Annotated in this window: 11 protein-coding genes; 4 read left to right on the forward strand and 7 right to left on the reverse strand. The window is 57.6% G+C overall.

Annotated features, from left to right (window positions below):
• Window positions 1-37 precede the first annotated feature (37 nt).
• The 5 genes from QN377_RS13845 to QN377_RS13865 form a co-directional block, all read right to left on the reverse strand.
• Window positions 38-739, reverse strand: coding sequence for an ABC transporter ATP-binding protein (locus tag QN377_RS13845; RefSeq protein WP_095002992.1), 702 nt, complete (start codon window positions 737-739; stop codon window positions 38-40).
• A gap of 1 nt (window position 740) precedes the next feature.
• Window positions 741-1,508 (reverse strand): high-affinity branched-chain amino acid ABC transporter ATP-binding protein LivG, encoded by a 768-nt coding sequence (gene livG, locus QN377_RS13850; RefSeq protein ID WP_095002993.1) that lies wholly within the window; start codon window positions 1,506-1,508, stop codon window positions 741-743.
• Window positions 1,505-2,761, reverse strand: coding sequence for a high-affinity branched-chain amino acid ABC transporter permease LivM (locus QN377_RS13855; protein WP_095002994.1), 1,257 nt, complete (start codon window positions 2,759-2,761; stop codon window positions 1,505-1,507). The genes livG and QN377_RS13855 overlap by 4 nt, the downstream gene beginning before the upstream one ends.
• Window positions 2,758-3,681 carry a high-affinity branched-chain amino acid ABC transporter permease LivH gene (gene livH / locus QN377_RS13860; RefSeq protein ID WP_016779736.1) on the reverse strand — a complete coding sequence of 308 codons (924 nt, stop codon included), beginning with the start codon at window positions 3,679-3,681 and terminating at the stop codon, window positions 2,758-2,760. The genes QN377_RS13855 and livH overlap by 4 nt, the downstream gene beginning before the upstream one ends.
• Window positions 3,682-3,930: 249 nt before the next feature.
• Window positions 3,931-5,058 carry a branched-chain amino acid ABC transporter substrate-binding protein gene (locus QN377_RS13865; RefSeq protein WP_095002995.1) on the reverse strand — a complete coding sequence of 376 codons (1,128 nt, stop codon included), beginning with the start codon at window positions 5,056-5,058 and terminating at the stop codon, window positions 3,931-3,933.
• A gap of 360 nt (window positions 5,059-5,418) precedes the next feature.
• On the opposite strand from QN377_RS13865, the gene QN377_RS13870 reads away from it, so the two are divergent.
• Entirely contained in the window at window positions 5,419-5,724 is a 306-nt protein-coding gene (locus tag QN377_RS13870) for a DUF2288 domain-containing protein (protein WP_095020413.1), read from the forward strand.
• Between the two features lie 155 nt (window positions 5,725-5,879).
• On the opposite strand, the gene QN377_RS13875 is transcribed toward QN377_RS13870, so the two are convergent.
• Window positions 5,880-7,868, reverse strand: a complete 1,989-nt coding sequence (locus tag QN377_RS13875; protein ID WP_095019445.1) for a putative bifunctional diguanylate cyclase/phosphodiesterase — start codon at window positions 7,866-7,868, stop codon at window positions 5,880-5,882.
• 262 nt (window positions 7,869-8,130) lie between these two features.
• Window positions 8,131-10,977, reverse strand: coding sequence for an RNA polymerase-associated protein RapA (gene rapA, locus QN377_RS13880; protein ID WP_095019444.1), 2,847 nt, complete (start codon window positions 10,975-10,977; stop codon window positions 8,131-8,133).
• A 172-nt stretch (window positions 10,978-11,149) separates the two neighbouring features.
• Between rapA and QN377_RS13885 the strand changes: the two genes are divergently transcribed.
• The 3 genes from QN377_RS13885 to ccoM all read left to right on the forward strand — a co-directional run bounded on the left by QN377_RS13885 (window position 11,150) and on the right by ccoM (window position 11,963).
• On the forward strand, window positions 11,150-11,464 hold the full coding sequence (locus QN377_RS13885; RefSeq protein WP_095002999.1) for an aspartate-semialdehyde dehydrogenase: 315 nt from the start codon (window positions 11,150-11,152) through the stop codon (window positions 11,462-11,464).
• A 79-nt stretch (window positions 11,465-11,543) separates the two neighbouring features.
• Window positions 11,544-11,705: a hypothetical protein gene (locus QN377_RS13890; protein WP_095003000.1), complete on the forward strand. Its 162-nt coding sequence runs from the start codon at window positions 11,544-11,546 to the stop codon at window positions 11,703-11,705.
• Window positions 11,706-11,852: 147 nt separating this feature from the next.
• On the forward strand, window positions 11,853-11,963 hold the full coding sequence (gene ccoM, locus QN377_RS13895; protein ID WP_016779744.1) for a cytochrome c oxidase subunit CcoM: 111 nt from the start codon (window positions 11,853-11,855) through the stop codon (window positions 11,961-11,963).
• Window positions 11,964-12,041: the final 78 nt, after the last annotated feature.

Genomic DNA, 12,041 nt, shown 5'->3' on the forward strand with positions numbered 1-12,041 from the left:
AACGGCCCCGAAGGGCCGTTGTGTGTCGCAGGCAGGTTTAGCCGCCCAGGTAGGCGTCACGCACTTTCGGATCGTTGAGCAATTGCTCGCCAGTGCCTTGCATCACCACCCGGCCGTTTTCCAGCACATAGGCACGGTCAGCAATTTTCAGTGCCTGGTTGGCGTTCTGCTCCACCAGAAACACCGTTACACCCTCATTGCGCAGCTGTTCGATGATATCGAAAATCTGCTGAATGATGATCGGTGCCAACCCCAGTGATGGCTCATCAAGCAACAACAGCTTGGGTTTGCTCATCAACGCACGGCCAATGGCAAGCATTTGCTGTTCGCCACCGGACATGGTGCCACCGCGTTGGGTAAAGCGTTCCTTCAAGCGCGGGAACAGGTGCAGAACCTTGTCCATTTGCTCCTCGTATTCCCGTTTTTCGGTAAAGAACCCGCCCATGGCCAGGTTTTCTTCCACGGTCAAACGAGCAAATACCCGACGCCCTTCAGGTACAACGGCGATGCTTTTGCGCATGATCTGGGCCGAGCTCAACCCCACCAGTTCTTCACCCAGGTAGCGAATGCTGCCGCTATGAGCCTGAGGCGAGCCGCACAGGGTCATCATCAGGGTCGACTTGCCGGCACCGTTGGCGCCGATCAGGGTCACAATCTCACCCTGGCGCACCTCTACATTGACGCTGTGCAGGGCCTGGATCTTGCCGTAAAAGGTCGAAACGTTTTCGAATTGCAGCATTTTACGCTTCCCCCAAATAGGCTTTGATCACTTCAGGGTTGTCACGGATCTGTTCCGGCGTCCCGTCAGCCAAAGGCGTGCCCTGGTTGATCACCACGATATGGTCGGAAATGCTCATGACCAGTTTCATGTCGTGCTCGATCAACAGCACGGTGGCGTTGTGCTCATTGCGCAATACGCTGATCAGCGCCTTGAGGTCTTCGGTTTCCTTGGGGTTCAGGCCTGCAGCCGGTTCGTCGAGCATCAGGATGCGCGGGCGCGTCATCATGCAACGGGCGATTTCCAGGCGTCGCTGCTGCCCGTAGGCCAGGGTGCCCGCCGGGCGGTTGGCGAACTCGGTCAGGTTGACCTTGTCGAGCCAGTACGCGGCGTAGTCCATGGCATCACGTTCGCTTTTGCGAAATGACGGGGTCTTGAACAGGCCCGACAGGAAGTTGGTGTTGAGGTGGCGATGCTGGGCAATCAGCAGGTTCTCAACCGCGGTCATGTCCTTGAACAGGCGCACGTTCTGGAAAGTGCGGACCACGCCTTTGCGCGCAATTTCATGGCCCGGCAGGCCTTCGATCGACTCGCCATCGAGGACGATGCTGCCCGCAGATGGTTTGTAAAAACCGGTCAGGCAGTTGAATACGGTGGTCTTGCCGGCACCGTTAGGGCCGATCATCGACACCACCTGTTTTTCCTTGACGGTCAAGGCTACGCCGTTCACCGCCAACAGGCCGCCAAAGCGCATGCTCAGGCCGCTGACTTTCAGTAACTCGCGGCTCATTTTCGCAGCTCCAGGTGAGGACGTTGCATAGGCAGCAGACCTTGTGGACGCCAGATCATCATCAGCACCATCAGGGCTCCGAACAGCAACATGCGGTATTCGCTGAATTCACGCATCATTTCGGGCAGCAGGATCATGACCACGGCGGCCAGGATGACACCCAGTTGCGAGCCCATGCCGCCCAGTACCACGATGGCCAGGATGATCGCCGACTCAAGGAAGGTGAACGACTCAGGCGTTACCAGGCCCTGACGTGCGGCAAAGAAACTGCCAGCAAAACCCGCAAACGTAGCGCCCAGGGTGAAGGCCGACAGCTTGATCACGGTCGGATTCAGGCCCAGTGCACGGCAGGCGATTTCGTCTTCACGCAGTGCTTCCCAAGCGCGGCCGATCGGCATGCGCAGCAGGCGGTTAATGACGAACAACACCAGCAGTACCAGCACCAGCGCGATCAGGTAGAGGAAAATTACCTTGTTGATCGAGTTGTAGGCGATGCCGAAGTACTCGTGAAAGGTTTGCATGCCCTCGGCGGCGGTTCTGTCGAAGCTCAGGCCGAACAACGTTGGTTTCGGGATGTTGCTGATACCGTTTGGCCCGCCGGTGATGTCCGTCAGGTTACGCAGGAACAGGCGGATGATTTCACCGAAGCCCAGCGTCACGATGGCCAGATAGTCTCCGCGCAAGCGCAACACCGGGAAACCCAGCAGGAAGCCAAAGGTAGCCGCCATCAATCCGGCCAAAGGCAGGCAGATCCAGAAGCTCAGCCCGAAGTAATGCGCGAGCAGGGCATAGGTATAGGCGCCTACGGCATAAAAGCCGACATAACCGAGGTCAAGCAGGCCAGCCAGGCCTACCACGATGTTCAGGCCCAGGCCGAGCATCACATAGATCAGGATCAGTGTGGCGATATCCACTGCACCACGAGAACCGTAGAACGGCCAGATCAATGCCACAACGACCAGACCGAGAATGATCCAGCGTTGAGTGCTGGGCAGGGTCAGGAAGTTGGTGGCCTTGGTGGGCACTTTCGGCAGGCTGGGGGAGTTTCTCCAGGCTGTGGTCAGTTGCTGGTTGAACAACACGCGCACAAACATCAGCAAGGAGCAGATCGCGATCACGCTCAGGGTAAAGGTGCTGGTGTTGTGAACTTCGATGTTGATCCCGACGATAGTCAGTTTCAGGCCGAGTACCGGGTAGGCGACGGCCCAGACCAACAGGGCGCTGAAGAGCGCCGACTTAAGATTCCTAGTCATACTTTTTCAATCTCCGGACGCCCCAGAATGCCGGTCGGACGGAACAGCAGCACCAGTACCAGCAAGCCAAAAGCCACAACGTCTTTGTACTGGTCGCCGAAAATATCGGCACCGAAGGCTTCAGCCACACCCAGCACCAGGCCACCGAGCATCGCGCCAGGAATGCTGCCAATGCCACCCAGTACCGCTGCGGTAAAGGCTTTGAGACCTACCAGGAAACCCGCGTTGGGGTTGATCACGCCGTATTGCACGCTGATCAGCACCGCAGCAACAGCGGCCAGGGCAGCACCGATCACGAAGGTCAGCGCAATAACGTTGTTGGTGTTGATACCCAACAGGTTGGCCATCTTCATGTCTTCGGCGCAGGCGCGGCAGGCACGACCCATGCGGGAGCGTGAGATAAACAGGGTCAGGCCGAGCATGGCGAGGAAAGTGACAACGAAAACCACGATCTGCATGTAGGAGACGATAACTTCGCTGGCACCTCCAGGGCCAAAGGTGAAGCCGCCGGGGATCAGGTTGGGGATCGATTTGTCTTTGGAGTCTTGTGCCAGTAGCACGGTGTTTTGCAGGAAGATCGACATGCCGATGGCCGAAATCAGCGGGATCAGGCGGTTACTGCCACGCAATGGACGGTAGGCAACCCGTTCAATGCTGTAGCCGTAGGCGCTGGTGACCACGATGCTGGCGATAAACGCGGCAGTCAGCAGTAGCGGTACGCTGTCCAGACCCATCATGGTCAGGCCGGCGATGGCGATAAACGCAATATAGGAACCAATCATGTACACCTCGCCATGGGCGAAGTTGATCATTCCAATAATGCCGTAAACCATCGTATAGCCGATGGCGATCAGGGCATAGGTGCTGCCAACGTTGAGGCCGTTAACCAGCATTTGGAAGAAGTGATAGATGTCAGGCATTACAAAGCTCCTAAAAACCTGAGACGCATTTCACTGGTGGAGTCATTTTCCGGCCCGGGCCGTATGGGTTTTCACCCACTTGGAGCACAGGTCTTCTGCCAGCGAACCGCTGGTGACGGTTTTAAAGATTTTCAGGTGGGCAGGCTTTCGGATCACGAAAGCGCGGCCCCATTTCCATGAACCGCGGGCCTGTAAAACAAAACCCACCGCTTGAGCAGTGGGCTTGGTTTTCAGGTCAGGAACCGACCCTTACTGAGGGCTTACTTCAGTTTTTGGCTTGCCGAAGTGCCATTCGTAGACCACGAACTTGAAGTCTTCCACGTCACCCTTGGCGTCAAACTTCAGGTTACCGGTAGGCGTTTTGAACGTACCTTTGTGGATGGCTTCAGCGACTTTGGCCGGATCTTCGCTTTTCGCCTGCTCGATACCGCCGGCAATCACTTCAACTGCGGCGTAGGCCGGGAACACGAATGGACCGGTTGGGTCCTGCTTCTTGGCAGCGAAAGCATCAACCAGTGCCTTGTTTTCCGGATCGGCGTCGAACGCTTTTGGCAGGGTGACCAGCAGGCCTTCGGAAGCGCCCTGGGCGATTTGCGAGATGGACTCGTTGCCCACACCTTCAGGGCCCATGAACTTGGCGTTCAGGCCTTTTTCTTTGGCCTGGCGCAGGATCAGACCCAACTCAGGGTGGTAGCCGCCGTAGTAGACGAAGTCGACGTTGGCTTGCTTGAGCTTGGCGATGACCGAGGAATAGTCTTTTTCACCGGCGTTGACGCCTTCAAAGACAGCAACCTTGATGCCTTTGTCTTCGAGGGTCTTTTTAACGGCGCTGGCGATGCCTTCACCGTATTGTTGTTTGTCGTGCAATACCGCAACGACCTTGGGCTTGACGTGATCCGCGATGTAGTTACCGGCGGCAGGGCCCTGGGCGCTGTCCAGACCGATGGTGCGGAAGATCATCTTGTAGCCACGAGCGGTGATTTCCGGGCCGGTGGCGGCCGGGGTAATCATGATGATGCCTTCGTCTTCGTAAATGTCCGAAGCAGGCTGGGTGGAGCTGGAGCACAGGTGACCGACTACGTACTTGATACCGTCATTGACCACTTTGTTGGCAACGGCAACCGCTTGTTTCGGGTCGCAGGCGTCATCGTAGTCAACCGCTTCTAGTTTTTTGCCATCAACGCCGCCCTTGGCGTTGATTTGTTCGATGGCCATTTTTGCACCAGCAAACTGCATGTCGCCGTACTGAGTCAGAGGCCCGGTTTTAGGGCCGGCAATACCGATCTTGATGGTGTCTGCGGCAAATGAATGGCTGGCGAACCCGGCCAAAACCATAGCGGCAAACAGTTTAGTAATCTGCTTCGTAGCCATCTTTATTGGTGCTCCACTCTTCTGTTGTAATTTTTATAGTCCTGGAAGCCAAGGCAGCCGGACCGGGTCTTCTTGTAGCGAAATTCCCGGTCAATTCCCCTTGCAACTGTACCGGTACAGTGTAGAGCGCCGCTTCAGCGCTTGAATAGCGTGCTGGCGAGGGAAAAAACAGAGAATGTCGCTTAAACGTAAGAAAAAGACAAAATGGCGGCGGATTCATCGGTTGATAGTTATCTGAATGTTGCCATATCAACCGGTTTGACCTTGGCCCTCAGCTCTTGCCACGTTTTATTACCTGTAAAGCCGGGTTTTTCTACCGGGTATGCGGGGTTATCATGACGCCGATTTTTTTCCCCGGTGAAACCCATGAATCAAGAACCTAGCACCCTCTATGCCAAGCTGCTTGGCGAGACCTCAACAATTGAATGGAAAGCGTTGCAACCCTTCTTCGCCAAAGGGGATTTGCTGTGGGTCGAACCCGCTCTGGACTTGATCGAGGCGGCGCAGGCCGTGACTCAGGATGATGCAGAGAAAGTCGCGGCCTGGATGGCATCCGGGGTGCTTGGCAGGATGACTGAGGCGCAGGCGCTAGACGTTCTTGAGCGCGACCCTCAGCTATGGGCAGTGGTGGTTTCACCTTGGGTGATGGTCCAGGAAAGGGCGCAAAATTAAACCTGCGCACCAAGCCGGCGCATTTATTTGCACCGCTGTGAAGAGCTCGGAGTGTGTAGCTCAGTAACCCGTCTTCACGTAGTGGCAATATGCCGTAGAGAAACGCCACAGTCGCCACTGTGGCGTTTTTTTGTGCCTGGGATCTGGCTGTACCGCTATTGGTTGGTAAGTACGAAGGTGGCGTGATCGGGAGCGGGCACAGGGCGCTTGTCGAGTTGTTGAAGAATCTCTGGCAGCGCCTCAAAGGGCACAGGCCGGCTGAGCAGATAGCCCTGGATAAAGTCGCAGCCGAACTGGTTGAGAAATTCGAACTGTTGGATGGTTTCAACCCCCTCGGTGACTACTTGCAGGTGCAGGGTATGGGCCATGAGGATAATGGCCTGAACGATCTCCATGTCCTGGCTGGAGGCCGGGATGTCTTGAATAAAAGTGCGATCAATTTTCAGGGTGTTAAGCGGCAGACGCTTTAGGTAGGCCAGGGACGAATACCCGGTACCGAAATCGTCAATGGACAGGGATACACCCAGCGCACGGATCTGTCGTAACAGTTGCGAGGTGCTGCTCAGGTTGCACATCAGGGCGTTTTCTGTGACTTCCAGCTCCAGCCGGTGTGCAGCAACGCCTGATGTGCGCAGGGCGTTTTCGATTTCGTCGGCCAACTCAACCCGTACCAGATTCAGCGCCGAACAGTTAACGGCTATGCCCAGGTGCTGCCAGCCCAGGCGGGAGAGGGCGGCGAGGTCATGACAGGCTTTGCGCAACACCCAATGGTCGAGCCTGGCGATCAGCCCGTTGGCCTCGGCGATGCTGATAAAACGATCAGGGCCGAGCAGCCCGTGTTCGGGATGCTGCCAGCGTATCAGCGCCTCCAGTTTGGCGACCCGGCCACTCTTGAGGTCGAAGATGGGCTGGTAATGCAGGGACAGCCCCTTGTCCTCGTTAAGCGCGTTACGCAGTTCCTCTTCGATTTGCAGCTCCAGCGAGGCTCGGGTTTTCAGGCTCGGGCTGAAAAAATTGAGGTTGTTACGCCCGCTGCCCTTGGACTGGTAGAGCGCCAGGTCGGCATGCTTGAGCAGTTCGGCACTGGTGGTGCCATCATCCGGGTACACACTGATGCCAATGCTGGTGGTCATGACCATTTGGCGACCTGACAGCTCAATGGGCTCTTTGAGCTTGAGCATGATGCGCTGGGCCATGCCTTGGGCTTCATCGCGCTGGCTCAGGCTGAACAGGATGCAGAACTCGTCTCCGCCAAAGCGTGCAACAACGTCATCGTGGCTGCGGGTAGCGAGCTTGATGCGGGTGGCGATTGTCTTGAGCAATTCGTCCCCGGCATCGTGACCCAGGCTGTCGTTGATGCGTTTGAAGTGGTCAATGTCGAGAAACATTACCGCAAGCCTGGTGTTTCTGGTGGCGCAGTCGATGAGTTTTTCAGCAAACAGCTGATTGAAGCCGCGACGGTTGATCAGATTGGTCAGCGGGTCGTAGTGGGCCACTTGCTGCAAGGATGCGCGCGCCTGGTCGAGCTGGCTGAGCAGGGCATTGACGCGGCGCAGGTCGTGCTCCTTGAGTTGTAGTTTCTTGTCGACAATCGTGGCGCTGATGCAACTGCCAATCAGCAACAGGGTGATCACGGCCAGCACAAGGGCCGGCTGCCAGTTATTGCTGGCTGCATCCGAATTGCCAGCCAGTGTATTGCCAATGAGCAAGTGAGTGCTGAGCAGGCCGCCAGCAGCAAGCATGCACAGGGCATATTTGAATAACTGATGGAGCAGGCGGCTGTTTGGGCGCCAGGCTGTAGTGTTGTCGAGGGTTTGCACAATAATCAGGGCAATCAGCAATGAGCCAAGCGCGATAACAACGCCGTAGCGAGCTTCGAGCGGGGAGTCAAAGGCCAGGATGCAGATGCTGTGCATCGCCCAGATGCCGATGGTCAGGCAAGCGACAGCTATCCATCGCCAAATGGTTCTTGCCGCAGTTTTTTCGGCATTGGCTGCGCGGTCGAGCAGATTCAGCGTGGCCACGCAGGCAGTACAGGCAACGAGCCAAGCGAGAAACAGCAGATAGGGGTTATAGCCGCCGATCAACAGCAGTTGCCCGTTTTCTGCGGATTCGGCCAAAAGTTGCAACCCCGGACTTTCCATTGCACGCCTCGGCGATCCAGATGCGCTAGTCGTTGGGTGCTAGCTTGAGATCGAGTATAGAAGCTGGATTGGCTGTGACAGGGGTGATGGCAAAATGATGGTTATCATTTTGTTATTAGGGCGGGGGTTTATAGTTAGTTACGTTAGATCGGGACTGTCAGAAATGTGGGAGCGGGCTTGCTCGCGATAGGATTAACGCGGTGATTCAGTTTCACCTCATTGATCCTATCGCGAGCAAGCTCGCTCCCACAGCTCATGGGTTTTAACCCGCTACCAGAACCCGAATGGCTTCAAGGCGCAGGGCGGCTTTTTCAAGCATGGCCAGGCTTTGTTCGCGCTGCTTGCGCAGGGCAATCAGTTCGCTCTCGCGCACGCTCGGGTTGACAGCCTGCAGGGCAGTCAGGCGGGCCAGTTCTTCTTCCGTGTCGGCTGCCAGACGGCGCTGGGCTTCGGCCACGCGTTCCGCATGACGTGGCGCGATTTTGGCTTCGCCTGCGTTGATTTTAGGCGTCAGTTGGTCGCGCTGGGCCTGAACGAACTTGTTGGCGCTGGCGCGGGGAACGCTTTCCAGCTGTTCGTTCAAGGTGTCAAAGGCCACGCGGGACGACAGGTCGTTGCCATTGGCATCGAGCAGGCAGCGCAGGGCGGCCGGCGGCAGGTAGCGGCCCAGTTGAAGGGAGCGCGGAGCAACCACTTCACTGACGTAAATCAGCTCGAGCAGGACGGTACCGGGCTTGAGGGCCTTGTTCTTGATCAGGGCGACGGCGGTGTTGCCCATCGAACCCGACAGCACCAGGTCCATGCCGCCTTGCACCATCGGGTGCTCCCAGGTGATGAACTGCATGTCTTCGCGCGACAGGGCCTGCTCGCGATCGTAGGTGATGGTCACGCCTTCGTCGTCACCCAGGGGGAAGCTGGCGTCGAGCATTTTTTCGCTGGGCTTGAGGATCAGCGCGTTTTCCGAGTGGTCTTCGCTGTCGATGCCAAAGGCGTTGAACAGGGTTTCCATGTAGATCGGCAGGGTGAACTGATCGTCTTGCTCAAGGATCGCCTCAACCAGTGCTTCACCTTCACCCGAACCACCGGAGTTAAGCTCCAGCAAACGGTCGCGGCCGGTGTGCAGCTCTTGCTCCAGACGCTCACGTTCAACCCGGGCTTCGTCGATCAGTGCTTGCCACTCTTGGTCGTCCGCAGCTTCCAGCAATGGCAGCAAACGAGGACCGAACTGGTGTTGCAGGGCGTTACCGGTCGGGCAGGTGTTGAGGAACGCGTTCAGCGCTTCGTGGTACCACTGGAACAGGCGCTGTTGCGGGCTGGTCTCAAGGTACGGTACGTGCAGCTCGATCACGTGCTTCTGGCCGATCCGGTCCAGACGGCCAATCCGCTGCTCCAGCAAATCCGGGTGGGATGGCAGGTCGAACAGCACCAGGTGGTGGGCAAACTGGAAGTTACGGCCTTCACTGCCGATTTCGGAACAGATCAACACCTGAGCGCCGAACTCTTCGTCAGCGAAGTAGGCCGCAGCGCGGTCACGCTCAAGAATGTTCATACCTTCGTGGAAGACCGTTGCAGGAATACCGGAACGCACGCGCAGGGCGTCTTCCAGATCCATCGCGGTTTCGGCGTGGGCGCAGATCACCAGCACCTTGGTGCGCTTGAGCATTTTCAGGGTGTCGATCAGCCATTCGACCCGCGGGTCGAAGTTCCACCAACGCTCTTCATCGCTGGCGTCCGGCTGGGCCTGGAAGCTGACTTCAGGGTACAGCTCGGCGTGTTCGCCCAACGGCAGCTCAAGGTATTCGGCCGGGCACGGCAGCGGGTAGGCATGCAGTTTGCGCTCCGGGAAGCCCTGGATCGCGGCGCGGGTATTACGGAACAGCACGCGGCCGGTGCCGTGGCGGTCAAGCAGTTCGCGCACCAGGCGGGCGCTGGCCTCGGCATCGCCAGCATTGACGGCGGCCAGCAGGGTATCGCCTTCGGCGCCGAGGAAACCGTGGATGGTTTTATGGGCTTCAGGGGACAGGCTGCCTTTATCCAGCAGTTCCTGTACGGCCTGAGCCACCGGGCGGTAGTTTTCGCTTTCGGCGCGGAAGGCGGCCAGGTCGTGGAAGCGGTTCGGGTCCAGCAGGCGCAAGCGCGCAAAGTGGCTGTCCTGGCCCAGTTGTTCCGGGGTTGCAGTGAGCAGCAACACGCCCGGGATCACGCCGGCGAGTTGTTCAACCAGGCCGTACTCGGGGCTGACGTTGTCTTCGTGCCACACCAGGTGGTGAGCTTCGTCGACTACCAGCAGGTCCCAGTCGGCATCAAACAGCGCTGCCTGGGCCTTGGGATCGTCCACCAGCCATTCCAGGGCAACCAGGGCCAGCTGGCAGTCTTCGAACGGGTTGCTGGCGTCGCTTTCGATAAAGCGCTCTTCGTCGAACAACGCCACTTCAAGATTGAAGCGTCGACGCATCTCGACCAGCCATTGGTGCTGCAGGTTTTCCGGGACTACGATCAATACACGGTTGGCGCGGCCACTGAGCAGCTGGCGGTGGATCACCAGACCGGCTTCGATGGTTTTGCCCAGACCCACTTCGTCGGCCAGCAAAACCCGAGGGGCGATGCGGTCAGCGACTTCGCGGGCTATATGCAGTTGGTGCGCAATAGGTTGCGCACGTACGCCACCCAGGCCCCACAGCGGCGATTGCAGCTGGCGGCTGGTGTGTTCGAGGGTGTGGTAGCGCAGGGAGAACCAGGACAGCGGGTCGATTTGCCCGGCAAACAGACGGTCACTGGCCAGACGGAACTGGATAAAGTTCGACAGTTGGGTCTCTGGCAGGGTGACGGCTTCGTTTCGCTCGTTGAGGCCGTGGTAGACCATCAGGCCGTCAACGTCCTCAACTTCGCGCACGGTCATCTTCCAGCCTTCGAAGTGGATGATGGTGTCACCCGGCGAGAACCGTACGCGCGTGAGCGGTGCGTTGCGCAGCGAATATTGGCGGGTTTCGCCAGTGGCCGGATAGAGCACGGTCAGCAAGCGACCGTCCTGTGCCAGAACGGTGCCCAAACCTAGCTCTGCTTCGCTGTCACTAATCCAGCGTTGCCCCGGTTGATACTGCTGCGCCATGCTGCCTGACTCCCGCTTTGAAAAAGCCGAGTATATTAACGGATCAAGGGCCTCAGTCCAAAGGACTCTCAAAAAAAGCTGTCCGGTTTGCCAGGGTGTCAGCCCGGTTATCGACCAATGGTTCACGATTACCGGTTCGCGCAAATAGCCAGAAGACAGGAGAACAATCACCATGCTGCCGTCCATTTTGCCCCTTGGCGCAGTACCGGTTACCTCCGGACAGGATCCGGTTCGCCCGCGCCCGGACATTCCGCCTGTGGTGCCGGCCCAGGCCAGCTCCAGCGAAAGTGCCATTGACCTCAAGCACAGCGATGCCGACCAGGCCACTTTATTGTTGCGTGAGGAGCAACGGCGTCAGCAGGAACAGCGCCGCCGCGAATCCCGGGAGCAGGGGAGTACGCTCCCGCAGGTGGTTGACGAGGTGCCGGTTGAACCCTTGGCCGATGGCATGCAGCGCCAGGGTGTGTGGGTTGATATCAAGGTCTAGGTGGTTTTTTCTGGCCAGGGCCGAATGTGCATCGCATTATTGGCGTACTGAAACATACTGACAGTGGTCTGATTTGCTTATGAGCCAAGACACCAAGCTGGTTGACCTGGGCGCCGAGCGCGCCAAACGGGTACATGACCTCAATGAAAAGCGCCTGAACGAGGTGCGCAAGGCGTTCGAACAGGCAATGCCGTTGGCAAAAACGGCGAAAAAGCCGAAGAAAAAACCGAAAAAGCGCTGAACTGCCGCGTTTTCGATGATCTGCGTCAACTAACCCCCTCAACTGCCGGCTGGCCGTGGGTCACTATTGATCCCGGTCAAGTTGTGCGCCTGCGTGTCTGGTTAATCTAGCTTCAACAGACACACAAACAGAGCGCAGGAGGCCGTCATGTTTCTCGATAATGTGGTTATCGCCGGAGTACTTACTGTCGGCCTCATGGTTTTGTTTTTCGCCGGTCTGGGCATTTTTATCTGGAAAGACTCGCAGAAGCGCAAATAGCGCCGGGTCTTTCCATGGCATGAGCACGCAAGGCATTTTGGGCGACTTCGGTCGCCTATTTTTTTGCCTGTAATAAAT

The sequence above is a fragment of the Pseudomonas sp. CCC4.1 genome, from assembly GCF_035019225.1.
In the GTDB taxonomy this organism is placed as follows: domain Bacteria; phylum Pseudomonadota; class Gammaproteobacteria; order Pseudomonadales; family Pseudomonadaceae; genus Aquipseudomonas; species Aquipseudomonas bubulae.

Excerpts from the sequence above, each read along its gene's own strand:
- QN377_RS13845 (WP_095002992.1), bottom strand. The coding sequence starts at position 739 with ATGCTGCAATTCGAAAACGTTTCGACCTTTTACGGCAAGATCCAGGCC.
- livG (WP_095002993.1), bottom strand. The coding sequence starts at position 1,508 with ATGAGCCGCGAGTTACTGAAAGTCAGCGGCCTGAGCATGCGCTTTGGC.
- QN377_RS13855 (WP_095002994.1), bottom strand. The coding sequence starts at position 2,761 with ATGACTAGGAATCTTAAGTCGGCGCTCTTCAGCGCCCTGTTGGTCTGG.
- livH (WP_016779736.1), bottom strand. The coding sequence starts at position 3,681 with ATGCCTGACATCTATCACTTCTTCCAAATGCTGGTTAACGGCCTCAAC.
- QN377_RS13870 (WP_095020413.1), top strand. The coding sequence starts at position 5,419 with ATGAATCAAGAACCTAGCACCCTCTATGCCAAGCTGCTTGGCGAGACC.
- QN377_RS13875 (WP_095019445.1), bottom strand. The coding sequence starts at position 7,868 with ATGGAAAGTCCGGGGTTGCAACTTTTGGCCGAATCCGCAGAAAACGGG.
- rapA (WP_095019444.1), bottom strand. The coding sequence starts at position 10,977 with ATGGCGCAGCAGTATCAACCGGGGCAACGCTGGATTAGTGACAGCGAA.
- QN377_RS13885 (WP_095002999.1), top strand. The coding sequence starts at position 11,150 with ATGCTGCCGTCCATTTTGCCCCTTGGCGCAGTACCGGTTACCTCCGGA.
- QN377_RS13890 (WP_095003000.1), top strand. The coding sequence starts at position 11,544 with ATGAGCCAAGACACCAAGCTGGTTGACCTGGGCGCCGAGCGCGCCAAA.
- ccoM (WP_016779744.1), top strand. The coding sequence starts at position 11,853 with ATGTTTCTCGATAATGTGGTTATCGCCGGAGTACTTACTGTCGGCCTC.